Below are 26,311 nucleotides of genomic sequence, written 5' to 3'. Positions count from 1 at the left end.
GACATCGGAAAACCGAAGGGAGTCGGGAATGGACATCAGCGTGCTGGGACCGTGCAGGGTCGTGCAGTCGGGCGTCTCGGTCGTCCCCACCGCGGTCAAGCCCCGCAAGGTCCTCGCCCTCCTCGCGATGCACCCCGACCAAGTGGTCTCGGTCGCCTCGCTGGTGGAGGAGCTGTGGGGGGAGTCCCCGCCGCGCAGCGTGCAGACGACACTCCAGACGTACGTCCTGCAACTGCGCAACCTCATCGAGGAGGTCCTCGGCGAACGGCCCCCCGCCGACCTGCCGCACGGCGCCAAGAGCGTCCTGGTCACCGAGCCCGGCGGCTACCTGCTGGACACCCAGGGCGGCAGGATCGACGTGTCCGAGTTCGAGAGGCTGTCCGGAGCGGGCCACCGGGCCCTGGAGGCCGGGGACTTGGTGGGTGCCTCGGCCTCCTTCCGCTCCGCCCTCGACCTGTGGCGCGGCCCCGCGCTCGTCGACGTGCAGTGCGGGCCGCTGCTGGAGATCGAGGCGACCCGCCTGGAGGAGTCCCGCCTCGGGATCCTCAACCAGCGCATCGACGTGGACCTCTCGCTGGGCCGCCACCACGAGCTGGTCGGCGAGCTGTCCGGGCTCGCCGCGCAGCACCCGCTGCACGAGGGGCTCCAGGCCCAGCTCATGCTGGCCCTGTACCGCTCGGGCAGGCGGGGCAGCGCCCTGGAGGTCTACCAGCGGCTGCGCGGCGTCCTCTCCCGCGAGCTGGGCCTCGACCCCTCGCCCGACCTCCAGCGGCTCCAGTGCGCGGTGCTCGACTCCTCCGACGAACTGGCCCTCCCCCTGCCGCCGTTCACCGACGGCGCGCTCACCGGGAGCGGCGGGCTGCTCCGCGCGCTCCAGGGGCGCTGACGCCGGTCCCCGCGGAGCGGCCCGGCGCCGCGTCGGCCAGCACCGCGTTGTGCGCCGGCACCGCGTTGTGCCCGGCGGGCGCGGGGGAGCCGGGCAGCGCGTACCGCCCCCAGCAGCCGCCGGGCCGCCCCCCGAAGAGCATCGGCCCGAAGACGGGCGTCACCGGGGCGGTCCACACCGTCTCGCCGTCCGTCAGCTCCAGGGGGCAGGACAGCGGCTCCACGTACTCCTGCACCACCCCGTCGCCCCGCCGGAAGGCGTCCTCCACGGCCCGCCGCCACCGCGCCTCGTCCGTACGGCGCCCCACCAGCACGTGACCGGCGTCCCGGACGGCGCTCTTGAGGACGTACGCCTCACGGTCGGCCAGCACCGCGTCCGGCAGCTCCCGCTCGCCGTCCCGCCACGGCGTACGGCCCGCGAGGGTCGGCCGCGTCCACGGCAGCCAGCGGTCCGTCAGCTCCCGCTCGCCGCGCGTCATCCAGGGCAGCCCCGCCGAGACGAGGGCCAGCACCCGCCGGTCGGCCAGCAGTCCGCCGCTCTGCGGCGGCAGCAGGAGCAGCCCCGCGCGCTGCGCGTCCCGTACGGGCCCCGTGTCCAGCCCGGCGCGGGCCCAGGCCGTGGGCGAGAAGCGGCACAGCCCCAGCGGGTAGCGCAGCCGCGCCGGGCGGCCCAGCGCCTCGGGCAGCGCGCCGGGTTCGAAGAAGTCCGCGGCGAAGCCCCGCTCCCGGAACCCCGCCACCTCGCGCTCCGCGTACCGCGCCCCGGCCTTCGGGTTTTCCCCGGCGTCGGCGTGCGGGTCCAGGTCCTCCGCGCGCCCGAGGACGGCCACCGCGCGCGGCAGCCGGCGCCGCGCGCAGACCTCGGCGAACGCCTCAGCGCGCGTCGCCAGCGGATCGTGCCCGGCGAACGGCGGCCCGTCCCCCGCGCCGTACACCCGCCCCCATACCCGGGCGAGGCCGCTGGTCTCCACGGCCCCGGGGAACGCGCCGCCCACGTGGAAGTCGAGCAGCCTGGGGCCGTCCGCGCCGACCACGACGTCGGCCCGCGCCATCAGGGAGCAGTAGCCGGTCTCCGTGTTGTCCATGCCGGACAGCAGCGGATGGTCCTCGCTCCTGGCGCCCAGCGCCGCCAGCCGCGCGGGCCAGCTCGTGCCCCGCGCGAGCGCGGCCCGGCGCAGCAGGGCGAGGACGAGGCGGCTGATGCCGAACAGCTCGTCGTAGGAGCGGCGGGGCAGCACGAACGGCCGCGCGGGCAGCGCGGATCCGCCGGTCCCCGGCACCTCCTCGCGCAGCAGCGCGGCGATCTCGCCGGGCGGGCGGCGGCGCGGCGGCTCCGGGCGCGTGTCCGTACGGCCCGGGGCCGGGGCGTGGAAGAACGGCGCGGGGCCCGGCTCCGTCATGGCCGCTCCTCCTCCAGCGCCTCGGCGACGACGACGTCCAGCTCGTCGACGGAATCGGCGTACCGCATCAGCGGACCGGGCAGCGGCGCCCCGTCCCGCGCGGTCCAGTTGCCGGTGCCGTGCACCAGCACCTCGGTCTCCCCGCCGGGCACCCCCGGCCCGAGCAGCCCCCTGTCGAGGGCGTCCAGCACGCCCGTCAGCGTCATCACCAGCGCCCACTCGCGCAACCGCCCGGGCCCCTCCGGCAGCGCGACGCCCGCCGCGCGCAGCAGCGCGCGGACGGTGGGGTAGCGGGCCAGGCACTCGTACGAGGAGACCACCGAGCCGCCCCCGCCGCCCGCGCGGACCATCGCGGCGACCTCGCCGGCGGTGCGCGGGGCGCGGGAGTAGAACGACGGCTCCAGCACCTCGTCCGGGCTGTGCGCCGCGTACGGGAAGCGCGGGTCGGAGGACTGGAGATGCAGCCGCCGCGCCGCGTCGTACGCGTAGGGCGGCATCGGCGCGCGGGAGAACGCGCCGAAGTGCAGCCGCAGCACCAGGTCCGGGGTGTTGAGGTGCTGGACGAGGTGGTAGCGCGGGGCCGGGCGCGTCCCCGGGGCGCCGGGGAGCAGCAGCGTGCCGTCGCGGTGCCCCAGCAGCCCGGCCCCGGTGTCGACGGCCTGCGCGTGCACCCGCCCGCCGGGCGGCGGCGGGGCCATCAGGTCCCGCTCCAGCAGCGCCCGTACGGCACCGGCGGCCCGGTCGCCTGCGAGCCCCGTCGTCAGCCACAGGGAGCGGCCGTACTTCCGGTGCAGCACCTCGGCCCGCTCCCGGTGGTACGCCCGCGCGAGTCCGCGTACGCCCTCGGGGTCCGAACCATGGTGCACGACGACCGGGTTGCGCCGCCGCAGGCCCGGCAGCCCGGCCAGCTCGGAGTCCCGCAGCTTCCCGCGCGAGCGCGCGGGCACCAGGCACACCACCCCCAGCCCGTCCGGTTCGGCGAGGCCGTGGGCGTAGGCGCGCAGCACCGCGTCCCGCAGCGCCGTCGCGGCGTTGCCCGAGGACGGCGCGAGCAGCGTGACGGGCCCGCCCCCGGCGCGCAGGTGCGCGACGGCGCGGGCGACGGTCACCAGCGCGCCCATGCTCGCCGCCGTCGGCGCGGCCGGGTTGCGGCACAGGTCCAGCAGCCGCAGCCGCGCCCCGTGGTGGTCGGGCAGCGGCAGCACGGCTGCCCCGGCGGCGGACAGATAGCCGCGCAGCGCGTCGTCCAGGGGCGGCAGCCCGCCGCCGGGGAACGCCTCGCGCACGGTGTCCCAGTGGGCGGCCAGGGCGGGAACCGGCGCCCGCGCGATGTCGGTGGCGCCCGTGGCGCTCGTGCTGCCGGTGCCGCTGGTGCCGCCCGTGCCGCCGGTGGTGCCCGTGGCGCCCGTGGTGGCGGCGGTGCCGGTGCCGCCGGTCGTCTCGGCGAGGTTCATGCGCGCTCTCCCGGGTCCGGGACCGCGGCGGCCTGGCCCGCGGCGGCCCCCGTGCGAGCCGTCCTCGACCGGCGGTCATGCGTGCTCCGAGAGTTCCGCGACATGCTCTGCTCGGCGCCTGTACGACTGCGACCGTTCACGGCGCACGGGTTCATTTCCCGATTTCTAGCCTGGCGGTCTCAAAGGCAGGTCGAGGCCGCCGGGGAGCCGCCGAGGACCGGAGGGGACGCCCGATGAACCAGCCGTTCATGCCCGTGCTGGAGTCCTTCACCCGCGACTGGCCCGACCTCGGCGCCGCGTACGGGACGGCCACCGGCGCGGCGGGCGCGCTGCTCCGGCACGACGACGCGGTGCTGCCCGTGCTCACGCGCCTCGCCACCCACCGCACCGCGCGCGACGAACTCCTGCGCGCCGTCGCGACGCTGGCGGGCGCGCCCCGCGAACTCGCCCGTCACGGACCGCCCCAGCTCGGCCGCGTCGCCGCGCTCCTGCCGCCGCACAACCTGCTGCTCTCCTTCGTCGTCCACGGACTGGTCCCCGCGCTCTATGCCGACGAGGTCGTCCTCCGCCCCACCGAACGCACCCAGCACACCGCCAACGCCCTCCACAAGGCCCTCACCAAGCACCTCGACCCCGCGCTGATGGAGCGGGTCCAGCTCACGGACGCCACGCCGGAGGAGTTCGCGCCCGTCTGCGCCGAGGCCGACGCCGTCGTCTGCTGGGCCGGACCCGACGGGGCCCGCGCCACGATGACCGCGATCGGGGAACGCCCCCTCTTCCTCGCCCTCGGCCCGGCGCCCGACCCGCTGGTGATCGGCCCCCGCACCGATCCGGCCGCCGCCTGCCGCGCGGTGCTCCGCGCCCGGCTGCACAACTCGGGCCAGGACCGGCTCTGCCCCGACGTGGTCTTCGTCCACCGGCTGCGCCTCGACGCGCTCGTGGAGCGGCTGCGCGCCGAACTGTCGGTGCTCACCGTGGGCGTACGGACCTGGCCCGACACCGTGCTGACCTCGATGATCTACATCGAGGCCGTGGAGCGCACCGCCCGCTTCCTGGAGGAGAACGCCGCGCACGTCGTGACGGGCGGCACCGCCGACCCCGACCGGATGCTGGTCGAGCCGACGCTGCTGGTCCTCCCCGAGAGCCCCGCCTTCCACCCGCCCGAACTCCTCGCCCCCGTCTTCTGCCTGGTGCCCTACGACGACCCGGCGCTGATCCGCGAGTGGGCGCGGGCCCCGGAGGAGCTGGACCGGGGCCGGTACGCCTCGGTGCTCGGCGAGCCCCGGCTGACCGGCGAGACCCTCGGCACCGCGGCCCTGCTGCGCAACACCACCGCGCACGACGCCGAGGACGGCAACCGGCCGTTCGGCGGCTTCGGCCCGCACGCCGGCGGGGTCCGCCACGACGGGCGGCTGCTCGGCAGGCCCCTGCTGCTCTCCCAGGAGGCCGCGCTGCGCCGCCCCGTCATCACCGGCCCCCTCCGCTGACCTGCCGCGCGCCCCGCCGCTGGAGCCAGGGTCGAGCGGGGCTCCAGCGCGCCTTGGCACGGTGGTACGGGCAGGATCACTCCCCCGCGAAGGAGGCCGACGGTGGCGTACCGAACGCTCATAGTGGCGCGCATGGAACCGGGGAAGGCCGACACCATCGCCCGGATCTTCGAGGAGTCGGACGCGGGCGAACTGCCCCTCATGGCCGGGGTGTCCCACCGGACCCTCTTCACCTTCCACGACCTGTACTTCCACCTCGCCGAGACCGAGCGCGACGTGGCCCCCGAGCTGTACCACGCCCGCAGCCACCCGCTCGTCGAGGACCTCAACACCCGCCTCAACCAGTGCCTGTCGCCCTACGACCCGCACTGGAAGGAGCCGAAGGACGCGCTGGCCGAGCCCTTCTACGTCTGGTCGAAGGAGAGGGGCCGGGTCAGGTGAGCGAGGTACGGGTGCTGGTGCACCAGGCCGTCCACGACGACCAGCAGCTCCAGGCCGTCCGCGAGGCGTACCGGGTGGTGAGCAAGCGGATGGCCGAGGTCCCCGGGATGCTCGGCAGCGCGCTGCTGCGCTCGCCCGACGACCCCACCTCGCTGATCGTCATGAGCAGATGGACCGACCTGGAGGCGTTCCGGAGCTGGGAGCGCAGCCCCGGGCACCGCGAGGACACGGCCCCGCTGCGCCCGTACCGCGACCTGCGCTACGCGGTGCCGTTCGGGGTCTACGAGGTCGAGGCGGCCGGAGGAGAGGGCTGGGAGTGAACGAGAGCGAGCGCGAGAAGGGGACGGCCGGGCTGGCCGCCCGGGTACGGGAGGCGGGCGAGGCGGTGGACGGGGCCGATCCGCTGCCCTCGGCGGAGGAGATCGAGCGGCTGCTGGACCTCGTCTGCGCGTGGTTCCGCCACCGCTTCCGCCCCGAGCGGGCGGTGGGCCGCTCGGGGACGTTCCGGTACGAGGTGGTGACCCCGCTGGGCGTCCGCCACCGCTATCTCTCCGTCGTCAACGGCCACTGCTCGACGTTCGTCGCGGGCCAGGAGGCCGATGTGACGGTCGGTGTGGAGCTGGGGGACCTCGTCGCGCTCGCGACGGGGGAGACCCGCGCGGACGAGGCGTTCGTCGCGGGACGGCTGAAGTTCACGGGCGACGTGTTCTTCGCCATGAACTGGTTCGAGTGGTTCGGCACCCGCGACGACCGGGGCGGGTGAGCCTGCCCGGCGCCCTGCGGCGGGGGCTTCGCGAGAGGGAGAACACCCCCGCGCACATTCCCTGTCGCGGCGCTCCTCCCCGCCGTCCGACGGGCGCGAGCAGGCCGTCACTCTCCCCGGATCGTGCCACCGCGCCCTCGCGCGGCGCTCGGGGGAGGGCGGAGCCCCCGCCCCTCACTCGGGCTTCTCCACCGGCTTCTCCTCCGGCTCGGCCAGCCGTGCCGGGAAGCCGCCGGTGGCGATCGGGCCCCAGCGGCGCGGCGTGACCCGGATCAGCGACTTGCCCTGCTCGATCATCGCCGTGCGGTACTCGTCCCAGTCCGGGTGCTCGCCGGAGATCACGCGGAAGTACTCGACGAGCGGCTCGACCGAGTCCGGCGCGTCGATGACCTCGGCGTCCCCGTCGATCTGCACCCAGGGGCCGTTCCACTCGTCGGAGAGGACCAGCACGCTCACGCGCGGGTCCCGGCGCGCGTTACGGGTCTTGACGCGCTCGGGGTACGTCGACATGACGACACGTCCGGCGTCGTCCACGCCGCAGGTCAGGGGCGAGGCCTGGGGGGCTCCGTCCGCGCGGCGCGTCATCAGGATCGCGCGATGCCGCGGCCGTACGAACTCCAGCAGCCCGGCCAGGCCGACACGGGTGTTGGTGGCGATGGAAGGACTCATGCGCCGAACGTACGGCATCGAGCGCACTCCAGGGCCGAGCGGCCGGGCGTCACTCGGTGCGGTCCCACGGGCGGCCGGTCGCGGCGGTGTGCGCGGCGAGGATCCGTGAGACGGACGAGATGAGCAGGTCCCGGTCCGGGCCGTCGAGGTCCCCCAGGAGCGCTTCGAGCCGCTCGCCCATGGCCCCGTGCGAGGCCTCGCCGAGCCGGGCCCCGACCTCGGTCAGCTCGATGCGGCAGGCCCGCCGGTCGTGGTCGTCGGGCACCCGGGCCACGAGGCCGCGCCGCTGCACCCGGTCCACGAGCCCGGTGAGGCTGGACTTCTCCAGGTGCAGCAGCCTGCTCAGCTCGGTCATGCCGACGGGCCCGTCGATGAGCATGCACAGGAGCTGGGCCTGCTGCGGGGTGAGGTCCAGGTCGCGGCAGACGTCGGCGAAGACGTGGTCGACCAGGTGCGTCAGCCGGACCAGCGCATCGGTGATCTTCAGCCCCTCGGCCATCGCGTTCCCTTCTCCGTCGTCCGCGCCCGGAGTCTAGTTGGCGACCGTTCGCATCGCGAACTACTGTTCTTGTCCGTACTACGAACTGTTTTGAGTACGAACGAAATCGATCGGGGAGAGAACGATGAACGCACACGGGCACGCGCCCACCGTCGCCGTCACCCTCGTCGACCCCGGCGAGGAGCTGCTGCCCGCGTTCCCGCCGGAGTTCCGCGCGGCGGTACGGGCCGAGCTGGACGCGCTCGGCATCACGGTGCTCCTCGGCACCGGGCTCGACGGGGAGCCGCCCTCCGAGCCGGGCGAGGCCAAGACGTTCACCGCCACGACCCGTGACGGGCGCGGCGTCGAGGCCGACATCTGGTTCCGGCCGCTTCAGGGGCGCGGGGAACCGCGCGCGCGGGCACGACGGCGCGGCAGTCCGCGATGCGCGGCGAGGGGCACCCCCTTCTCGGAACGGGGAGAAGGGGGTGCCCTCCGTCAGGCCGTTACCCGAGGGGCGGTTGCCGACCTGTTGTGCTGCTCTTCCCAGGACGTGAGGGCGAGCCCGCACGCGTGGTCGACGTGGCGGAGGCCCTCAAGGTGGAGGGCCACCCGGCGGTCGGAGGGCAACGCCTCCAACTGGTCCAGAAGCCTGGGCAGGCGCAGGAACGTCGCGTTGCCCAGCACCCGGACACGCAGTGGCAGCCCCGCACCGGGGTCCTCCGTCTCGACGTGCACATGGGACGTCTCCCACGCCGTCTTGACCACCGCCGTCAGCAGCCCCAGCAGCACACCCTGGAACATGTCCGTGACGACGATCGCCACCGCCGTCACCGCCAGCACCACCGCCTCGGCCCGGTGTTCGCGCCACAGCGGCCCGAACTCCCGCACGGGAATCAGCTTCCAGCCCGCGTGCACCAGCACACCGGCCAGCGCCGCGACGGGGATCAGCTCCAGCGCCGCCGGGAACGCGGCGGCGAACAGCAGCAGCCACGCCCCGTGCAGCACCCGCGACGCCTTCGTGCGGGCCCCCGCCGCGACGTTCGCCGAACTGCGCACGATGACCGCGGTCATGGGCAGGGCGCCCAGCCCCCCGCACACGGCGTTGCCCGCGCCCTGCGCGATCAGCTCCTTGTCGTAGTCGGTGCGCGGCCCGTCGTGCAGCCGGTCCACGGCCGCCGCCGAGAACAGCGACTCGGCCGACGCGATCAGCGTGAATGCCAGCACCGTGCCCAGCATCCCCACGGACGCCAGGCCCGCGAAGTCCCCGGCCCCCGGCGGCTGTACGGACGCCAGCAGGCCCTGGACCTCGACGCGCGCCACCGGCAGGTCCAGCGCGACCGTCACGCCGGTGGCCAGCAGCACCGCCGCCAGCGGCGCGGGCAGCGCCCGCGCCCCGGCCCGCCACCGCGGCCACAGCGCCAGCACCAGCACCGTCCCGGCCCCGAGCCCGAGGGCGGTCAGCGCACGGGAGTCGCCGAGCGTGTCCACGACGAGCCCGCCGAGGCCCAGCAGCTTGTCCGGGCCGCTGCTCGGCGCCTCCGCGTCGGCCAGCGCGTAGAGCTGCCCGGCGATCAGCACCAGGCCGATGCCCGCCAGCATGCCCTGGACGACGGAGACCGAGATCGCCCGGAACCAGCGGCCGAGCCGCAGCACGCCCATCGCGATCTGGAGCACCCCGGCGGCCAGCACCAGGACGCCGAGCCCGCCGAGCCCGTAGCTGTCCACGGCCTCGTACACGAGCACGGTCAGGCCCGCCGCCGGGCCGCTGACCTGGAGGCTGCTGCCCGGCAGGAAGCCCGTGACCAGACCGCCCACGATGCCGGTGATCAGGCCGAGTTCGGCGGGCACGCCCGAGGCGACGGCCACGCCCACGCACAGCGGCAGCGCGACCAGGAAGACGACGAGGGACGCGGTGACATCGGCACGCAGCGTGCCCCGGCCCCCGTCCCCGTCCCGGTTCCGGTTCCGATTCCGGTTCCGAAGAGGGCCGAATTTCTCGTTGAGCGACACAGTGGGCCCCCTCAGAGCGGCAGGAAGGCGTCGGCGTGCGGCTGGTGCTCCAGGACGAGCCCGGTGTCTATCGCGTAGAACCAGCCGCGCAGCCGCAGTTCGCCCGCCGCCTCCCGCTCCGCGACGCACGGGTACCCGCGCAGTCTGGCGAGCTGCGCACGCACATGGCGCTGGACCGCGGCGGCCACGTCGGCCCGGTGCCGTTCGTCGTCGTCGGCCGCCAGCTCGGAGGGGTCGGGAAGCTGTGCCGCGAGCCAGCCGTCGACCGCGGGCACCGCCGCCAGGTCGTCGCCGCGCACCCGCGCGCCGACCGCGCCGCAGTGCGAGTGCCCGCACACGACGATCTCGGGGACCCGGAGCACGCCCACCGCGTACTCGATCGTGGCCGCCTCGCCGGAGGGCGCGGTGGCGCCGCCGTACGGGGGAACGGCGTTGCCCGCCGTACGGAGTTCGAAGAGCTGGCCCGGCCGGGCCCCGGTGAAGACCGCGGGCACCACCCGGGAGTCGGAGCAGGTGATGAAGAGGGCCTCGGGCGACTGGCCGCGCGCGAGCCTGCCGAAGCTCTCGCGCTCGTCGGCCCGGGCATCGAGGCGCGCGGCGAACGCGCGCACATGAGGAATGAGGGACTGCATGAGGGTTCCTCGCGTGAAGACGTCGCGTCTCCCCGCCACGGGGGAGGCGCGGTGAACAGGACGTGAGGGGACGGGCGGGACGCGTCGGAGCGGCCGCCGCCCGGCCGTATCAGCGCCGGAACACCTCGTGCAGCACGGGCAGGGGCACGGATCTTCTCCAGGGCACGCCCGCCGTGCCCGTCGGCGGGATGCCGTCACCGTGCGGAAGGGCGACCGGGGCCGTCCAGCGGACGGACGTACGCGGCGGATGCTCGCCCGGCACGGGCGGCGCCGCGGCGTATCTGCCCGTGCGGCGCACCGCGCGCTCGGCGTGCTCCTGCTCGCCCTCGCCCGCCGTCTTGACCGCCGTCTTCGGCGCCGTGGCCGCGTCGCGGCTCTCGGCCCGCGCCTCGGTCCCCGAGACGCCGTCGACCGCCAGCACCAGGGAGAGCACCAGGGCGAGGGCGTACAGACACATCCGTACGACGGTCACGCCGCGCAGCATCGCCCCTCCTCCCGGTCACCTGTAGTGGTCGGTCTCCATGGTCACCCATGACATGTGACGGTCCGCGTGGTGCGGGGTTAACGATCAGTGAACTCCCCGCGCGGGCACGGGCGTACACCCCGCGTGGTGATCGCTAATCTGTTCCCCTACCCCTGGTCAGGAGGCCGCCTTGGACCACTCCGTACGATCACGCGTCTCGGCGTACGCCGTCGTCACCGCCGATGGGCACCTGCTGCTGACGCGGCTCGCCGCGTCGTCCCCGGTCTTCGAGCCGGGCCTGTGGCATCTGCCGGGCGGCGGCATCGACCCGGGCGAGCAGCCCGATTCCGCGCTCGCCCGCGAGCTGCGCGAGGAAACGGGCCTCGCACTCGCGAGCGCCCCGCGCCTGGTCATGGCCCGCTCCTACGGGGCGACGCGCCTCGGTGTGTCCTGGCACCTGGTGGGCCTCTTCTACCGCGCCGAGGTCGAGCCGGGTTCCCTCCGGGTGGCCAAGGTCGACGACTCGACGTCGGACGTCACGTGGGCCCCGTTGGCCGACTTGAGCCCTGCTGTGCTCTCTCCGGCTGCCGCCGATGCCTTGACCCTGCTGGGCTGAGCCGATTCTGGGGTGCCCCGTGCCGTGCGTCGCGGACCGCGCGTACGCCGTGGCTGGTCGCGCAGTTCCCCGCGCCCCTGAACGGCCCCTTCGAGACGTGCCCCGTCTGGGGCGCGGGGAACTGCGCGCGCAAGCACGACGCGGTCGCGCTCGGCAACGCACCGTACGGGGCACCCCGGATGCCGCCTCCTACGTCACGTGTCGCACTCCAACACCGTGCGGCAAAGACCACAGCGTGCGCGGACACGACCACGGACGGGAAGTCGAATCCGCTGGTGACACGTGGGGCAGGGGAAAGACACCCTCAGCGGAGAATTGTGCTCGAAGGTGTACGCCTCGTTGCCCAGCGGAGGGGAGCCGGGGGAGAGGTGGGCCTGGGCGTACCGCCGGTCCTTGGCGTAGCGGTGGCGGCCCGCCCAGTTGGCCGCGACCAGAGGCGCCCGCTCCTCGTCGCGGGCGGCGAGCGCGCTCCCGCGCACGTACGCCTCGTACGCCTGCGGGCTCGTGAACCAGATCGAGGGGTCCTCGCCGAACAGCCGGGCCCGTTTGGCCAGCACGTATCCGAACTCCTCCGGCGTCAGATAGCCCAGCTTCTGCGAGGAGAGATCGTCCTGCCGGAAGGCGTCCAGCAGGAGCCAGCCCGCGCCCAGATACGCGGTCGCCGTGTCGGTCAGGATCTCGTTGTCCCGGGTGCCGGGGAAGGCGAGGTCGAGGCGGTGCAGATAGACGTGCATGACCTCGTGCGCGAGCGCGGCGCCGATGTCGCGGCGGTGGGACTTGAAGCGGGAGTTCAGCTCGACGAAATACTCGGGCCCGGCGGTCAGTTCGACGTGCGCCGCGTGCTCCATCTCGCGGAAGCTCACGATCACCCGGGCCCGCGGCAGCCGCAGATGCCGCACCATCACCTGCGCCACGCGCTGCGCGCCGAGGTACAGGTCGTCGTGGTCGGCGAACGCCACGTCGCCCGGCGCGATGCTGGTGCCGAACGTCTCGACCGTGTCCCGCGACAGCCGCCGGTAGAGCGCCGTCACGGCGGACCGCACGGTGTGCAGATGCGGGAAGCCGTGCTCGACGGGATCCTTCGCACCACGCGCCGCCACCGGCCTCACCCCCACGCGCCCCGTCGCGGACTGCCCTCACCGCCACTCTACGACCCGCCCCCGCGGCGGTCCGCAGCACCGGAAGTCCAACACCTGCCCCGCCTTTGTCCATAGGCGCGCCCGTCCCCCCTGCCGCAGGCTGTCGCCCCACGAGACGGTGCCCGGCGAGGGACACGGCAAGGGAAACGGAGTGGACGCATGAGCGAGCAGCGGCTCGACACCCGTACGGCGGACGGTACGGACGGCCCCTCACGGCGGGCCGTGGTCGCCACCGGCACCCTCGTCGGCGCCGGGGCGGCGCTCGGTGTACTCGGCACCGTCACCGCACGCGCCGACGAGCCGGACGGCGCGAAGGAGGCGAAGGGCACCCACACCCTGCGTTCCGAGGCCCTCGACGTCACCGTCGACACCGCCTTCCCCCGCATCGTGGGCTACCGGGACCGGCAGAGCGGCGCCCGGCTCCACGCGCAGGACGGGGCCGTGACCACCCTCCTGATCGACGGCGAGCGGCACACCCCGAAGGTCACCAGCGAGCCCGGCGACTCCCGTATCGCCTACACCCTGACCCTCGACGGCGGCACCACGCTCACCGTCGAGATCTCCGTCGAGGGCTGCAAGACCGACTGGCGGGTCACCGGTATCGACGACACCGGCGGCAAGGCGCCCCGCGTCGGCACCCTGGAACTCCCCGGCCTCGCCTTCCTCGCCGTGCGGGCCGACCAGAAGAAGCCCGCGCTGCTCGCGGCCCGCGTCGAGATCGACAAGGACAAGAGCGGCGACACCCTCGTCGAGCCGACCGGCTCCACGCCCGCCGACCCCGAGCCGCTCGGCTGCGCCTACGCCGTCGTCTCCACGTCCGAACTGGCCGCCGCGGTCGAGACGAACACCGTCTACGACAAGCCCGACACGACGAAGGGCGCCACCTGGGAGAACGGGCGGCTGTGGCGGCAGACCGTCAAGGGCGAGGACGGCACGCCCGTCGCCCGCGTCCGCTGCGGACAGTGGACCCACCGGGCCGCGACGGCGGGGGAGAGGGACACCGAGCCGCTGCCGTACGCCACCGTGATCCTCACCCGCGACCGCAACGGCGACGGCACCGTCGACTGGCAGGACGCGGCGATCGCCATGCGCGAGATCATGGTGAACCCGCTGGGCGCCGACGAGCAGCATCTGCGCGTCGTCCCGCACATCGCGTTCAACTTCGCCAGCCAGGCCACCAACCCGTTCCTCGCCACCCTCGACAACGTCAAGCGCGTGCACCTGGCCACCGACGGGCTGCGGCAGTACACGCTGCTGAAGGGGTACGCCAGCGAGGGCCACGACTCCGCGCACCCCGACTACGCGGGCAACTGGAACGAACGCGCGGGCGGCCTGGCCGACATGAACGTCCTGCTGGAGAAGGGCAGCCGCTGGAACAGCGACTTCGCGCCGCACGTCAACGCCACCGAGTCCTACCCCGTCGCCAACGCCTTCTCCGAGAAGCTCGTCGACAAGACGAACGAGCAGTGGGACTGGCTCGACCAGTCCTACCGCATCGACCAGCGCCGCGACCTGGTCTCCGGCGACATCGCGAAGCGCTTCCAGGACCTGCGCGACCAGGCGCACAAGGGGCTCAACGCGCTCTACATCGACGTGTTCCGCGAATCCGGCTGGACCTCCGACCGCCTCCAGCGCGAACTGCGCGACCAGGGCTGGATGGTCACCACCGAGTGGGGCCACGGCTTCGAACGCAGCGCCCTGTGGTCCCACTGGGCCACCGAGACCGACTACGGCGGCGACTCCTCGCGCGGCATCAACTCGAAGCTGATCCGCTTCCTGCGCAACCACCAGAAGGACGTCTTCGCCGACAAGTGGCCCACCCTCCTCGGCATCCCCCGCATGGGCAACTTCGAGGGCTGGGTCGGCAAGACCGACTGGAACAAGGGCTTCTACCCGCTGATCTGGACGCACAGCCTGCCCGCGAAGTACCTCCAGGCCCACCCGATCCGGACCTGGACCGCGCACGGGATCACCTTCGAGGGCGACACCGCGACCGCCGTCACCGACGAGGGCGGCAAGCGCCGCATCACCACCGACGGCCGCCTCGTCTACGACGACGGCGCCTACCTGCTGCCCTGGGAGCCGCGCCGGGCCAAGAACCCCGCGAAGCTCTACCACTACAACCCCAAGGGCGGCACCACCACCTGGCGGCTGCCCTCCGGCTGGTCCGGCGCCTCGACCGTCCACCTCTACCCCCTCACCGACCAGGGCCGAGGCAAGCCCGTACGGCTCCGCGTCTCCGGCGGCAAGGTCACGATCGAGGCCGAGAAGGACCAGCCGTACGTCCTCTACCGGCGGCCCGCGCCCGCGCAGCCCGACCCGAAGTGGGGCGAGGGCACCCCGCTGACCGACCCCGGGTTCCACTCCGGCGGCCTCAAGGGCTGGCAGGTCAAGGGCGAGGCCGGCGTCGAGCGCAGCGCGCTGGGCGACTACGAACTCGTCCTCCCCGGCGGACCGGCCTCCTCCGTCAGCCAGCGCCTCGCCCGCCTCAAGCCCGGCACGTACGCCGCGTCCGTCCAGGTCGAGGTCGGAGCGAAGGCGGGCGAGAAGCGGCGCGCCGCGCTCACCGTCACCACCGCCGACGGCGTCACCGCCGAGAACTGGACCGAGACGTCCACCGCCGTCAACTACGTCGCCGCCGACCGCAAGCACGGCACCCGCTTCCAGCGGATGACGACCTGGTTCACGGTCCCGGAGGGCGGCGGACCCGTCACCCTCGCCCTCACCGCCGCCAAGGGCGCCGCCCGCGTCCGCTTCGACAACGTCCGCGTCGTGCCCGGAAGACGCAGCGCGAAGGACGGCACCCTCTGCCACGAGGACTTCGAGCACGTCCCCCAGGGCTGGGGCCCCTTCGTCAAGGGCGACGCGGGCGACGCCAACGACCCCCGTACGCACATCGCCCAGCGCCACGCGCCGTACACCCAGCGCGGCTGGAACGGCAAGGCCGTCGACGACGTCATCGACGGCACCGAGTCCCTCAAGTCCCGCGGCGAGAACAAGGGCCTCGTCTACCGCACCGTCCCGCACACCGTCCGCTTCCGGCCCGGCAAGAAGTACGAGGTCTCCTTCCGCTACGAGAACGAGAAAGCGGACCAGTACGCCTGGGTGACGGGCGTCGACAGCCCCGGCGCGAAGGAGCTGGAGCGGACCCCGCTGCCCGTCGCCACCGCGCCCACCCGCCACACCCACACCTTCACCGCGCCCGCCGACGGCGAGGTCTGGGTCGGTCTCCGCAAGACGGGCGAGGACGCCAAGGCCGAATGCGTCCTCGACTCCTTCACGGTGACCGAACTCGACTGAGCGCCGACAGCGTTCTCCCGGGGGACGACCCCCGTACCCCCAGCCGACAGGCAGGCCCGAGGGGCCCCGGGACGACATCGCTGGAGCGGATTCTCACCCCCCGCGTACGCTGCTCCCCTCGAAGGCCGGGCAACCGGAGGACCCGAGGGGAGCAGGCGCGGTGGCCGAGCAGAGATACCAGTCCTGGATGCGCTACTTCACCCCCGGCCCCGTCCACCACCGCCTCGGCCTCGTCTGCCTCGGCGTCGGCATGCAGCACGGACCGCTCCCGCCCGTCGGCCCCCGCACCCTCGACCACCACGTCGCGATCGTCATCAGCGCCGGCCGGGGCTGGTGCCAGGACGTGGACGGGCGGCGCCACGAGGTCGTCGCCCCCGCCCTGCTCTGGATCACCCCGGGCGTCCCGCACCACTTCGGCGCGGACGCCGAGGAGGGCTGGGACGAGGCGTTCGTCGACTTCACCGGCTCGGCCGTCGCCGCGTACACCGAACTCGGCTGCATCGAGCCCGGCCGTCCCGTCGTCCCCCTCACCGACGCGGGACCGGCGCGCGGCGCCATCATCCGCATCACCCGCGCCGCCCGGCAGGGCAACCCGCTGCTGGAGATCGAGACCGCCGCCGCCGTGCACGAACTCCTCGTCGCCCTGCGCCGCACCCGCGCCGACACGACCGCCGACGGCGCCCCCGTCCTGGAGGCCCTGGCCAGGGACGCGTTCCTGCCCCTGTCCGTCGCCGAGCACGCCGCACGGCACGGCATGACGGCCGCCGAACTCCGCACGGCCGTACGGCGCAGCGCCGGATGCAGCCCCAAGGACTACGTCCTCGGGATACGGCTCGGCCGCGCCAAGGAACTGCTCGCCGGAACCGACCTGCCCGTCTCCACGGTCGCCCGCCGCGTCGGCTACGACGACCCCGCCTACTTCTCCCGCCTCTTCACCCGCCGCGTCGGCATGGCCCCCGTCCGCTTCCGCGAACAGCAGGGCCGTACCGTCCCCGGCGGCTGGAGCCACACCATCCCCGACCCCGACCGCCCGCCGATGATCAGCCACGCTCAACCCTGACGGGCCTCCCGCCGTCTCCCTGACCGCGAACATCACTCACGTACGTCGGGGGAGCGGTCAGTCATGCGCCAACGGTTCCGGATCATGGGCCTCGCGGTCCTCGTCGCCGCCGGGGCGGCGGGCACGAGCGCGTGCGGCCTGCTGCCGGGGGAGACCCTGGAGGACGACGCGAAGGTCAGCGAGAAGATCACCGCCGTCCGCCTCGACAACTCCTCCGGCGACATCACCCTGCGCGGCGAGAAGGGAGCCCGGGACGTCTCGCTGAAGCGGAAGGTCGAGTACCGCGGCGACGAGCCCGGCACCACGCACCGCGTCGAGGACGGCGTGCTGGTCCTCAAGGGCTGCGGCGACGACTGCGAGGTCAGCTACACCGTGGACCTCCCCGCCGGGCTCCCCGTCAAGGGCGGCACCTCCAACGGCGACATCACCCTCCACGCCATGGGCACCGCCGACGTCCGCACCAGCAACGGCGAGGTCGAGACGCGCGGCATGACCGGCCGCTCCCTGCGCGCCGAGACCTCCAACGGCTCCCTCGACCTGTCCACGGCCACCCCGCAGGACATCCGCGCCGAGACCTCCAACGGCGGCGTCACCGTCCGCCCCGCCAAGGGCCCCTACCGCGTCAAGGCCGACACGAGCAACGGCGACAGGACCGTGAAGATCCCGGACGAGAAGAAGGCTCCGCACCTCCTCGACCTGAGGACCAGCAACGGCGACATCACCGTGAAGTAGCCCCCGGCGTACGGCCGTTCACACCTGGGCCACGAACCTGACCTCGACCAGCAGCTCGGGGAAGGCCAGCCGCGGGGTGCCGATCATCGTGCTCGCCACCCGGGGGTCGGGACGGCCGTACGCCTCCTTGCGCACCGGGCCCGCCGCGGCGTCCGCCGACGGCACGTCCACCGCGTAGATCACCTCCTCCACGACGTCGTCCAGCGAGGCGCCGAAGCGCCGCAGCAGCTCCGCCGCGTTCGCGTAGCACTGCCGCAACTGCTCGCCCGTACGGGAGAAGTCGGTGACCCGCCCGTCCTCGTCCACCGGCGCGGGCGCCACCAGCTCCGTGCCGTCGTGCGCCACCTGCCCCGAGAGCCGCACGGTGTCCCCGTGCCGCACCGCCTGGACGTAGCCGTAGCCCTTCTCCCACGGCACCCCGAAGCTCTCCGTCGTCACACTGTTCCGATTCGTCATGCCACGACGCTAAGTGCCCAGGTCAGAGGCGGAACAGCGGTGCCCGTGCCGGGAACGGCAAGGATCGTGCCACGCCGGCCCCGCCGTACGCTGGGCAGTCACGGGAACGGGAACGGGAACAGGGGAGCGAGCATGCGGCCGGACGCCGACGACGGGACCGACGGGACCGTGGTGGCGATCCTCGCGGTGCCACGGGCCTACGCACTGGACGTCAGCATCCCCGCACACGTCTTCGGACGGCACCCGGGCTACCGCGTGCTCGTGTGCGGGGAAGAAGCCGCGTCTCCCGCGCCCCTCTCGGCGGTCCCGGAGGCCGACATCGTCGTCGTCCCCGGCTACGAGGACCCGCATCTGCCCCTCCCGCCCGCGTACCCCGAAGCACTGCGCGCCGCCGTCGAGCGGGGCGTGCGCGTCGTCGCCGTCTGCACCGGCGTCTTCGTCCTCGCCGCGAGCGGCGCGCTCGACGGGCGCTCCGCCACGACGCACTGGCGCCACACCGAACAGCTCCGCGCCGCGTACCCCGGGATCGACGTCGTCGACAACCGGCTCTTCGTCCAGGACGGCCCCCTCCTCACCTGCGCCGGAGCGGGCGCGGGAATCGACGCCTGCCTCCACATCGTCCGCTCCGACTTCGGGGTCGGCGCCGCGGACGGCGTCGCGAAGGAGGTGATCTCCTCGTCGGTGCGCGAGGCGGACGAGCCCCAGTACGCGGACCCGTTCGCCCCCGGCCGCGACACCCTGCGCGCGACCCGCGACTGGGCCCTCGCCCGCCTCGGCACGCCCCTCACCGTGCAGCGCATGGCGGACCACAGCCTGATGTCCCGCCGCACCTTCAACCGCCGCTTCGCCCGCGAGACGGGCATGCCGCCGATGCGCTGGGTCGCCCTCCAGCGCATCCTCAGCGCACGCCGCCTCCTGGAGAGCTCCGACTGGCCCGTCGAACGCATCGCCACCGCCACCGGCTTCGGCACGGCGGCCAACTTCCGCACCGCCTTCCGCCGCGAAACCGGCGTCACGCCCACGGCCTACCGCAGGACCCACGCCGCGAACGAGCAGTGAGCGCCCGGGCCCGTGCCGGTCCCGTCAGGGGGCCTGTTCCGGGAGCGGAGCGGCGAACTCGGCGTCGAACGCACCGGCGCCCAGCGCACTGTGGCAGCGGGCCGTCACGCGGGTGACGTCCGCGCGTTCGCCCGCCGCCAGGGGCGCGCCCACGGAGCGGCGGGCCCGGTCCGCCGCGCCCAGCAGGCGCGCCGCGTACGCCGGGTCGCCGCCCAGCGACACCGCGCCCGCCAGCCCCTCCCACGCGAGCGCGAGCCCGCGCGGATCGCCCACGGCCCGGGCGGCCTCCAGCCCCTCCCGCTGACGCGCGAGCGCCGCCGCCGCGTCGCCCCGCAGCTCGGCCACGAAGCCCAGTTCGGCCAGGACGAGCGCCGTCCCCGGCAGGAAGTCCGCCCGCCGGTGCCACTCCAGCATCCGCCGCAGATACGCCTCCGCGTCGTCCAGCCTCCCCGCACGCCGCGCCGTGAGCCCGAGGCCGATCTCGGCGTGCGCGACACCCGCCGCGTACCCGTGCCGTACGGCCAGGCCGCGGGCCCGCTCGTGGAGCGCGGCGGCACGCTCGTAGCGGCCCGCGAGCATCTCCACGGAGCCCAGATTCACCAGCCAGCCGGTGGCCTCGACCTCCAGGCCCAGCTCCTCCGCGCGGGCCAGGCCCTCCCGTACGAGACGGCGGGCCTCCCCGTAGTCGCCGGAGATCTCGGCGAGCGACGCCAGTACCTGGAGAGAGCGCAACTGGCCCCATTGGTCGCCGCGTTCGCGGAAATCCCCGTCCGCGCGGAGCGCGTCGCGGCGTGCCGCGTCCAGTTCGCCGCGCAGCAGCTCCTGACTGGCGCGCAGCCCCAGCAGGACCGACTCGCCCCAGCCGTCGCCCTCGGCCCGCGCGAGGGCCAGCGCCTCGGGCACCAGCTCCTGGCTCGCGGTCAGCTCACCGGCCGTCCACAGCGCAAGCGCGAGAAACACCGCAGCCTCCGCATGCGCCGCACCCCTGGAGGGCCCGCGCGCGCTGTCCGCGCTGTCCGGGCGGCGCCTGCTGTCCGTACCGCGCACGCCCTCCGGGGCGTCTGTGCCGTCCGTGCCGCGCACGCCCTCCAGGCCGTCCAGGCCATCCAGGTCGTCCGCGCCGTGGGCGCCGTACGCCCCCAGTGCCTCCCGCCACCCCGACGCGGCCCCGCCCTCCCCGGGGCCGACCGCGAGCAGGACCGCCCCGGCGTGACGGGCGCGGGCGGCGGTGAGCAGAGGAGCGGGCACGGCGGGTGCTTCGGGCCCTGCGCGGTCCGCCGCCGCGAGTGCGGCGTCCAGTGCGCGGTGTGCCTCGCTCGTACGGCCGCGCAGGTACCAGTACCAGCTCAGGGCCGTGACCAGCCGCAGCGCGCCGTCCGTGGCGCCGCGCGCCAGCGAATGGCCGAGCGCGGCACGGAGGTTCGCGGTCTCGGCGTCGAGGCGGGCGAGCCACTCCCGCTGGCCGGGGCCGCGCAGCCGCGCGTCGGCGCGCTCCGCGTACGCCGTGTAGCAGCGCGCGTGACGGTCCCGAACGCGCTCCGTCTCGCCCGCCTCCGCGAGCCGTTCGAGGCCGTACGCGGCGATGGTCTCCAGCAGCCGGTAGCGGCGCGGCACCTCCGGGCCGCCGTCCACCGGCACCACCAGCGAACGGTCCACCAGCCGCGCCAGCAGCGCCAGCACGTCCTCCTCCGGCACGCCGTCGCCCGCGCACACCTCCTCGGCGGCGCGCAGCGTGCAGCCGTCCGCGTGCACGGCGAGCCGCCGCAGCACGGCGCGCTCGGCGTCGTCCAGCGTCTCCCAGCTCCAGTCGATCGCGGCACGCAGCGTCCGCTGCCGCGCGGGCGTCCCGCGGTGCCCGGCACCGGCGCGCTCCCCGAGGAGCCGGAAGCGGTCGTCGAGCCGCGCCGCCAGTTCCCGTACGCCCAGCGCCCGTACGCGCGTCGCCGCCAGCTCCAGCGCGAGCGGGATACCGTCGAGGCGGCGGCACACGGCGAGCGCCGCCTCGGTGTCGGCCTCCGCGCCCTCCCCGGCGCGGGCCGCGAACAGCCGCAGCGCGTCCGCCTCCGCCAGCGGTTCGACGGGGCGCACGGTCTCGCCGGGGAGCGCGAGGGGCTCGCGGCTGGTGGCGAGCACCCGTACGCCGGGCGCCGCGGCCAGCAGGGCGCCCGCCAGGGCGGCCGTCTCGCCGACGACCTGCTCGCAGTTGTCGAGGACGAGCAGCGGCTCCCGGTCGCGCAGCACCTCGACGAGGCGCTCGGCGGGCGCACGGCGCGCGTCGTCGCGGACGCCGAGCACGGTCAGCACGCTCTCCGCGAGCGCGTCCCCGGTGCTCCCGGCGCGGTGCGCCGCCAGCTCCACCAGCCACACCCCGTCCCGGAACCGGCCTTCGAGCCCCGCCGCCGTCTCCAGCGCGAGCCGGGTCTTGCCCACGCCCCCGGGCCCGGTCAACGTCACCAGCCGCGCGGCCCCGAGCAGCCCCCGGACCTCCTCGACCTCACGCTCCCTCCCGATCAGCGGAGTGAGCTGCGCGGGCAGCCGCGACCCCGAGGGCCCCGGAGCGGCCCCCTGCCCGGACGCCGCTCCCGCCCTCGCCCCCTCCTCCGGAACCGGCCCCAGTTCCGCGGACTGCCGCAGCACCGCGCCGTGGAGGCGCGTCAACTCGGGGCCGGGGGACACACCCAGTTCCTCGGCGAGCAGCGTGCGTACGCGCTCGTACGCGGTCAGGGCCTCGCTCTGGCGGCCCGCGCGGTACAGGGCGCGGATCTGCGCGGCGCGGAGTCGCTCGCGCAGGGGGTGGCGCTCGACCAGGTCGGCCAGCTCGCCGGTCAGCGCCGCGTGGTCGCCCTGTGCCAGGCGGGCCTCGGCCCACTCCTCCAGGACCGTGAGCCGCTCCTCCTCCAGCCGTACGGCCGCGGGGCGGACGAACTCCTCGTCGGCGAAGTCCGCGAACGCCCGCCCGCGCCACAGCGCGAGCGCCTGCCCGAACAGCCCGGCCCGGCGCGCGGGCGCCTCCTCCGCGCGCGCCCGCGCCGTCAGCTCGTGGAACCGGCCCGCGTCCACCGCGCCCTCGGCGGTGCGCAGCAGATAGCCGGGCGGGCGGCGGACGACGAGGTCGCGGCCGATCACGCGGCGGAGCTGGGAGACCTTGCTCTGGAGGCTGTTGGCCGGGTCGCGGGGCTGCCGCTCGCCCCACAGCGCGTCGGCGAGCGCCCCGGACGGCACGGCCCGGCCCTCGTGGACCAGCAGATGCGTCAGCAGCGCGCGGACCTTCACCTCGGGAACGGCCACCGGCTCCCCGTCGGCTCCCCGCACCTCCAGCGGACCCAGCACCCCGAAACGCATACGAACACGCTATCCCGGACCTCCGTCACCCCCGGCCTGCCCGGGACCGTCAGAGAACCGTCAGAGAACCGTGCGCACGCCCCGGCACGGTGTGCCCATGACGCACACCGAAACCACCGAGACCCGCACCACCGAGACCCGCACCACCGAGACCCCCGCCACCAAGACCCCCGTCACCGTCCTCGGCCTCGGGCCGATGGGGCGCGCGCTCGCCGCCGCGTTCGTCGAGGCCGGGCACCCCACGACCGTATGGAACCGCACCTCCGGCAAGGCCGCCGAGCTGGCGGAGAAGGGCGCGCACGTCGCCGCCGGCGTCGCGGAGGCCGCCGCCGCGAGCCCGCTGGTGGTCGTCTGCGTCCTCGACCACGAGGCCGTACGCGCGATCACCGGCCCCGCAGCCGAGGCCCTGCGCGGCAGGACGCTGCTCAACCTCACCTCGACCGCCGCCGGTCACGCCAGGGAGACCGCCGCGTGGGCCGCCGAGCACGGCATCGGTCACCTCGACGGCGCGATCATGACCCCGACCACCACCATCGGCGGCCCCGACGCCGTCTACCTCTACAGCGGCCCCCAGGAGCTCCACGAGCGGCACGCCGAGGCCCTCGCCGCGCTGGGCGGCACCGGCACGTACCTCGGCGCCGACCCCGGCCTGGCCGGGGCCTACGACGCCTCGCTGCTCGACTTCTTCTGGACCTCCGTCAGCGGCTACGTCCACGCGCTGGCCCTGGCCCGCGCCGAGGGCGTCAAGCCGACGGACCTCGCGCCGTTCGCCCGGAACATCGGGACGCTGATGGCGAGCGTCACGCACGCCCTGGCCGAGGAGGTCGAGCACGGGCGCTACGCGGGCGACGACTCCAACATCCGCTCCGTCCACGCCGCGATGACGCACATCCTGCACGCCGCCGACGCCCACGGCCTGGACAGCGGGGTGATGCGCGCCGCGAAGGCGCTGGCCGACCGCGCGGTCGCCGACGGCCACGGCGAGGCCGCCATCAGCCGCCTGACGGAGACGGTGGCCCGGCCCTCGTCATAGGGTTGGCGGTCCCGACCGAACGACTCCGCAGGGGACGCGCATGACAGCCACGCGAGGCGAGCAGCCCGACACGACCGACGCCGTGCAGGAGGAGCTGGGCGCCCTGCGCGACAGCATCGACAACATCGACGCGGCCGTGGTGCACATGCTCGCCGAGCGCTTCAAGTGCACACAGCGGGTGGGCCGCCTCAAGGCGGCCCACCAGTTGCCCCCGGCGGACCCCGCCCGCGAGGCCCGCCAGATCGCCCGCCTCCGCGAGCTGGCCCAGGACGCCAAGCTCGACCCGGCCTTCGCGGAGAAGCTCCTCAATTTCATCATCGCCGAGGTCATCCGCCACCACGAGAGCATCGCCAACGAGACGGTGACCGGCAACGGAGCGGAGCAGGGGTGACCCGCGCCGGGGGTCACCCCCCGGGGTCACCCCCGGTGCTCGCGGGCGCCCAGGCCGGGGAAGGCGGCGGTCCGCTGCCGCGGCAGGGCGTCGGCCGCCGTTCCCGTCGCCGTGTCCGTCGCCGTCCAGCGGCCCAGGGCCATCTCGGCGGTGATGCCCGGCCCGAAGCCCGCGATCAGGCCGGAGGCGCCCTGCGCGGCGCCGCCCGCCGCGAAGAAGCGGTCCAGCGCGTCGAAGACGACCGAGCTGGCGATGTTGCCCCGCTCGGTGAGCGTGGCACGGCTGAACCGGAAGAGGTGCTCGTCCAGCTCCAGGTAGTGGCACAGGTCGTCCAGGATGCGCGGGCCGCCCGCGTGCACGATCAGGAAGTCCAGCGCCCCCACCTCCCAGCCGTGCCCCGAGGCCAGCTCTCTCAGCGCGGGGGCGAGCATCCGCATGGTGCCCGGCACCCGTTTGTCCAGCAGGAAGTGGAAGCCCGTCTCCCGCACCGCGTACGAGATCCACTCCTCGGTGTCCGGCACCAGGTGCGAGCCGTTGCGCTCCAGCCGCATGCCGGTGCCCCCGGTGCCGCGTACCACGGCGGCGGACAGCGCGTCCCCGAACAGGCCGTTGGAGAGCAGTGAGCCGACCCCGAGGTCGGTGGGCTGGTACAGCAGCGAGCAGAACTCGCACGACACGATGAGCACGTTGGCCGTCGGATAGGCCGTGCAGAAGTCGTGCGCCCGGTTCACCGCAGCGCCGCCCGCCGCGCAGCCGAGCTGGGCGATGGGGAGCTGCCGGGTGTCCGCGCGGAACCCCATGGTGTTGATCAGCCAGGCGGTGAGCGACGGCATCATGAACCCGGTGCACGAGACGTAGACGATCAGGTCGATCTCGGCCGGCTCCAGCTCCGCGTGCGCGAGGGCGCCGCGCACCACCGCCGGGACGCGTTCCTTGGCCTCCGCCTCGTATCTCCGGTTGCGGACCTCGAAGCCGGGGTGGGCGAGGGTGTCCTCCAGCGGCTGGACCAGGTGCCGGGTCCGCACCCCCGTGTTGGCGATCAGGCGCAGCACCAGGCCGAGTTCCGGATGCCCGGCGTGGGTCTCCCGCGCCAGCGCCAGCGTCTCCTCCTGCGTGATCACATGTTCCGGAACGACGACCGAGGGGCGGCACAGCGTCGGCTGAGGACGCGGCGCGGGGCCGCCCGCCGTATCCCCCCGTTCCCCCGTCACCAGCGGACCGGGAGCGCGAGCGGATGGCGCCAGATCGACGTCGTGTTCCAGCGCACGTCCCCGGCCGGGACGGCGAGCCGCAGGCCGGGGAACCGGGCCAGCAGCGCCTGGAGCGCCACCAGCAGCTCCATCTCGGCCAGCGGCGCGCCCAGACAGTGGTGCGCGCCCCAGCCGAAGGTCATGTGCGGCACGGACGGCCGCTCCAGGTCCACCTCGTGCGGGCAGGGGAACTTCCCGGCGTCGCGGTTGGCCGTGAGGTACGAGACGTGCACGACCTCGCCCGCGCGGATGGTCACCCCGCCCAGCTCCACGTCCTCCGTGGCGACCCGGGGGATGCCGACGCCCTTGCGGAACGGGATCCAGCGCAGCATCTCCGGCAGCGCCTTGGGCAGCAGCTCCGGGTGCTCCCGCAGCCGCGCCAGCAGATCGTCCCGGGTCAGCAGCAGATAGCAGAGATTGGCGATCTCGTACGTCGTGGTGTCCTGGCCGGTGATGAGCAGCACCATGGCCATCACCGCCAGCTCCTGGTCGTCGAGGAGATCCTCGCCGTCACGGGCGGCGGCCAGGGAGCTGATGAGGTCCTCGCCGGGCTCGCGGCGGCGTTGCGCCGTCAGCTCGGTGAAATAGCCGCGCAGCTCGGCCTTGGCGCGTACGGCCGCTTCCCTGTTGTCGGCGCGGACGTTCATCATCGTCAGCGCGTTCCCGCGCAGCCGGTGCCGGTCCCGCTCCGGGATGTCCAGCACCTCGCAGATGGTGTGCAGCGGCAGCGGCGCGGCGAGATGGGCGAACAGGTCGGGCCCGTCCGAGTCGGCCATGGCGGTGAACAGTTCGTCCACGACACGTTCGGTGCGCACCCGCATCCGCGCGATGTGCGGGGCGGCGAACCCCTTGGACACCAGGGACCGCAGACGGCTGCTCGCGGGCGGGTCCATCAGATTGATGGCCTCGGACTGCACGATGGGCTCGGGCGTCATCCGGGGGAAGTCGCGGCCGGTGACCGCGTTGCGGCTGAAGCGCCGGTCGGTGGTGACGGTGCGCACGTCCTCGTAGCGCGTGACCAGCCAGGCCGTTCCCTCGCCGTAGGGCATCTCGATGCGGGCGACGGGCCGCTCCTCCAGCAGCCTGAGCAGGAGCGGATCGAAATCCAGCCCCTCGGCAAAGTCGAACGGGCAGGACCAGACGGCTTCTGCGCTCTCCAAGAGGGACTCCTGAGCGGGGACACCACCGGCCGGTGCCCGCGGCATCGGCCGGAGAAATGAACTGGAACGAATCCAGCTTTGCCCGCTT

General features: G+C 74.4%; 24 protein-coding genes. 12 read left to right on the top strand and 12 right to left on the bottom strand.

Features of this window, described 5'->3' with window-relative positions:
* Nucleotides 1-28: 28 nt before the first annotated feature.
* Nucleotides 29-886, top strand: a complete 858-nt coding sequence (locus ABD343_RS16615) for an AfsR/SARP family transcriptional regulator (protein WP_344528785.1) — start codon at nucleotides 29-31, stop codon at nucleotides 884-886.
* Here ABD343_RS16615 and ABD343_RS16610 read toward each other — a convergent pair.
* A complete protein-coding gene (locus ABD343_RS16610) occupies nucleotides 843-2,285 on the bottom strand; it encodes a hypothetical protein (protein ID WP_344528783.1) in 1,443 nt (480 codons plus the stop codon). The two genes, ABD343_RS16615 and ABD343_RS16610, sit on opposite strands and share 44 nt — an antisense overlap.
* On the bottom strand, nucleotides 2,282-3,739 hold the full coding sequence (locus ABD343_RS16605; protein ID WP_344528781.1) for a DUF6002 family protein: 1,458 nt from the start codon (nucleotides 3,737-3,739) through the stop codon (nucleotides 2,282-2,284). The genes ABD343_RS16610 and ABD343_RS16605 overlap by 4 nt, the downstream gene beginning before the upstream one ends.
* A 233-nt stretch (nucleotides 3,740-3,972) precedes the next feature.
* On the opposite strand from ABD343_RS16605, the gene ABD343_RS16600 reads away from it, so the two are divergent.
* From ABD343_RS16600 to ABD343_RS16585, 4 genes are all read left to right on the top strand, one after another.
* Nucleotides 3,973-5,226, top strand: coding sequence for an aldehyde dehydrogenase family protein (locus ABD343_RS16600; protein ID WP_344528779.1), 1,254 nt, complete (start codon nucleotides 3,973-3,975; stop codon nucleotides 5,224-5,226).
* Nucleotides 5,227-5,328: 102 nt separating this feature from the next.
* Nucleotides 5,329-5,667, top strand: coding sequence for a TcmI family type II polyketide cyclase (locus ABD343_RS16595; RefSeq protein WP_344528777.1), 339 nt, complete (start codon nucleotides 5,329-5,331; stop codon nucleotides 5,665-5,667).
* Nucleotides 5,664-5,987 carry an antibiotic biosynthesis monooxygenase family protein gene (locus ABD343_RS16590; protein ID WP_344528775.1) on the top strand — a complete coding sequence of 108 codons (324 nt, stop codon included), beginning with the start codon at nucleotides 5,664-5,666 and terminating at the stop codon, nucleotides 5,985-5,987. Before ABD343_RS16595 ends, ABD343_RS16590 begins: the two co-directional genes overlap by 4 nt.
* Nucleotides 5,984-6,430 (top strand): SCP2 sterol-binding domain-containing protein, encoded by a 447-nt coding sequence (locus tag ABD343_RS16585; RefSeq protein ID WP_344528773.1) that lies wholly within the window; start codon nucleotides 5,984-5,986, stop codon nucleotides 6,428-6,430. Before ABD343_RS16590 ends, ABD343_RS16585 begins: the two co-directional genes overlap by 4 nt.
* A 174-nt stretch (nucleotides 6,431-6,604) precedes the next feature.
* Here ABD343_RS16585 and ABD343_RS16580 read toward each other — a convergent pair whose 3' ends face one another.
* From ABD343_RS16580 to ABD343_RS16560, 5 genes are all read right to left on the bottom strand, one after another.
* Nucleotides 6,605-7,099: a PPOX class F420-dependent oxidoreductase gene (locus tag ABD343_RS16580; protein WP_344528771.1), complete on the bottom strand. Its 495-nt coding sequence runs from the start codon at nucleotides 7,097-7,099 to the stop codon at nucleotides 6,605-6,607.
* 49 nt (nucleotides 7,100-7,148) lie between these two features.
* Nucleotides 7,149-7,598 carry a MarR family winged helix-turn-helix transcriptional regulator gene (locus tag ABD343_RS16575; RefSeq protein WP_344528769.1) on the bottom strand — a complete coding sequence of 150 codons (450 nt, stop codon included), beginning with the start codon at nucleotides 7,596-7,598 and terminating at the stop codon, nucleotides 7,149-7,151.
* Between the two features lie 477 nt (nucleotides 7,599-8,075).
* A complete protein-coding gene (locus ABD343_RS16570; protein WP_344529300.1) occupies nucleotides 8,076-9,509 on the bottom strand; it encodes a SulP family inorganic anion transporter in 1,434 nt (477 codons plus the stop codon).
* Between the two features lie 92 nt (nucleotides 9,510-9,601).
* Nucleotides 9,602-10,222: a carbonic anhydrase gene (locus tag ABD343_RS16565; protein ID WP_344528767.1), complete on the bottom strand. Its 621-nt coding sequence runs from the start codon at nucleotides 10,220-10,222 to the stop codon at nucleotides 9,602-9,604.
* A 109-nt stretch (nucleotides 10,223-10,331) separates the two neighbouring features.
* Nucleotides 10,332-10,706, bottom strand: a complete 375-nt coding sequence (locus ABD343_RS16560; RefSeq protein WP_344528765.1) for a hypothetical protein — start codon at nucleotides 10,704-10,706, stop codon at nucleotides 10,332-10,334.
* A gap of 169 nt (nucleotides 10,707-10,875) precedes the next feature.
* Here ABD343_RS16560 and ABD343_RS16555 point away from each other — a divergent pair, with 169 nt between their 5' ends.
* The gene (locus ABD343_RS16555) at nucleotides 10,876-11,301 is read left to right on the top strand and encodes an NUDIX hydrolase (RefSeq protein ID WP_344528763.1); all 426 of its coding nucleotides are present in this window, start codon (nucleotides 10,876-10,878) and stop codon (nucleotides 11,299-11,301) included.
* A gap of 194 nt (nucleotides 11,302-11,495) precedes the next feature.
* Here the strand turns inward: ABD343_RS16555 and ABD343_RS16550 are convergent, their stop codons facing one another.
* Nucleotides 11,496-12,401: a hypothetical protein gene (locus ABD343_RS16550; RefSeq protein ID WP_344528761.1), complete on the bottom strand. Its 906-nt coding sequence runs from the start codon at nucleotides 12,399-12,401 to the stop codon at nucleotides 11,496-11,498.
* 198 nt (nucleotides 12,402-12,599) lie between these two features.
* On the opposite strand from ABD343_RS16550, the gene ABD343_RS16545 reads away from it, so the two are divergent.
* The 3 genes from ABD343_RS16545 to ABD343_RS16535 all read left to right on the top strand — a co-directional run bounded on the left by ABD343_RS16545 (nucleotide 12,600) and on the right by ABD343_RS16535 (nucleotide 17,532).
* Nucleotides 12,600-15,740: an endo-alpha-N-acetylgalactosaminidase family protein gene (locus ABD343_RS16545; RefSeq protein ID WP_344528759.1), complete on the top strand. Its 3,141-nt coding sequence runs from the start codon at nucleotides 12,600-12,602 to the stop codon at nucleotides 15,738-15,740.
* Between the two features lie 187 nt (nucleotides 15,741-15,927).
* Nucleotides 15,928-16,800, top strand: coding sequence for a helix-turn-helix domain-containing protein (locus tag ABD343_RS16540; RefSeq protein WP_344529298.1), 873 nt, complete (start codon nucleotides 15,928-15,930; stop codon nucleotides 16,798-16,800).
* 63 nt (nucleotides 16,801-16,863) lie between these two features.
* On the top strand, nucleotides 16,864-17,532 hold the full coding sequence (locus ABD343_RS16535) for a DUF4097 family beta strand repeat-containing protein (protein WP_344528757.1): 669 nt from the start codon (nucleotides 16,864-16,866) through the stop codon (nucleotides 17,530-17,532).
* 18 nt (nucleotides 17,533-17,550) lie between these two features.
* Here the strand turns inward: ABD343_RS16535 and ABD343_RS16530 are convergent, their stop codons facing one another.
* Complete coding sequence (locus ABD343_RS16530; protein WP_344528755.1) at nucleotides 17,551-17,988, bottom strand: Rid family hydrolase; 438 nt, start codon at nucleotides 17,986-17,988, stop codon at nucleotides 17,551-17,553.
* Between the two features lie 132 nt (nucleotides 17,989-18,120).
* Here ABD343_RS16530 and ABD343_RS16525 point away from each other — a divergent pair, with 132 nt between their 5' ends.
* Nucleotides 18,121-19,047: a GlxA family transcriptional regulator gene (locus ABD343_RS16525; protein WP_344528753.1), complete on the top strand. Its 927-nt coding sequence runs from the start codon at nucleotides 18,121-18,123 to the stop codon at nucleotides 19,045-19,047.
* A gap of 24 nt (nucleotides 19,048-19,071) precedes the next feature.
* Here ABD343_RS16525 and ABD343_RS16520 read toward each other — a convergent pair whose 3' ends face one another.
* Nucleotides 19,072-22,389 carry an AfsR/SARP family transcriptional regulator gene (locus ABD343_RS16520; RefSeq protein WP_344528751.1) on the bottom strand — a complete coding sequence of 1,106 codons (3,318 nt, stop codon included), beginning with the start codon at nucleotides 22,387-22,389 and terminating at the stop codon, nucleotides 19,072-19,074.
* 97 nt (nucleotides 22,390-22,486) lie between these two features.
* On the opposite strand from ABD343_RS16520, the gene ABD343_RS16515 reads away from it, so the two are divergent.
* Both ABD343_RS16515 and ABD343_RS16510 read left to right on the top strand, forming a co-directional pair.
* Nucleotides 22,487-23,422, top strand: coding sequence for an NAD(P)-dependent oxidoreductase (locus ABD343_RS16515; protein ID WP_344528749.1), 936 nt, complete (start codon nucleotides 22,487-22,489; stop codon nucleotides 23,420-23,422).
* Between the two features lie 40 nt (nucleotides 23,423-23,462).
* Nucleotides 23,463-23,813, top strand: a complete 351-nt coding sequence (locus tag ABD343_RS16510; RefSeq protein ID WP_344528747.1) for a chorismate mutase — start codon at nucleotides 23,463-23,465, stop codon at nucleotides 23,811-23,813.
* Between the two features lie 26 nt (nucleotides 23,814-23,839).
* Here ABD343_RS16510 and ABD343_RS16505 read toward each other — a convergent pair whose 3' ends face one another.
* A complete protein-coding gene (locus ABD343_RS16505) occupies nucleotides 23,840-24,934 on the bottom strand; it encodes a type III polyketide synthase (protein ID WP_344528745.1) in 1,095 nt (364 codons plus the stop codon).
* Nucleotides 24,935-25,020: 86 nt separating this feature from the next.
* A complete protein-coding gene (locus tag ABD343_RS16500; protein ID WP_344528743.1) occupies nucleotides 25,021-26,268 on the bottom strand; it encodes a cytochrome P450 in 1,248 nt (415 codons plus the stop codon).
* Between the last annotated feature and the right edge of the window lie 43 nt (nucleotides 26,269-26,311).

The sequence above is a fragment of the Streptomyces albiaxialis genome, assembly GCF_039530985.1.
Classification (GTDB): Bacteria; Actinomycetota; Actinomycetes; order Streptomycetales; family Streptomycetaceae; genus Streptomyces; species Streptomyces albiaxialis.
This window is presented reverse-complemented; position numbering and strand designations above follow the sequence as displayed.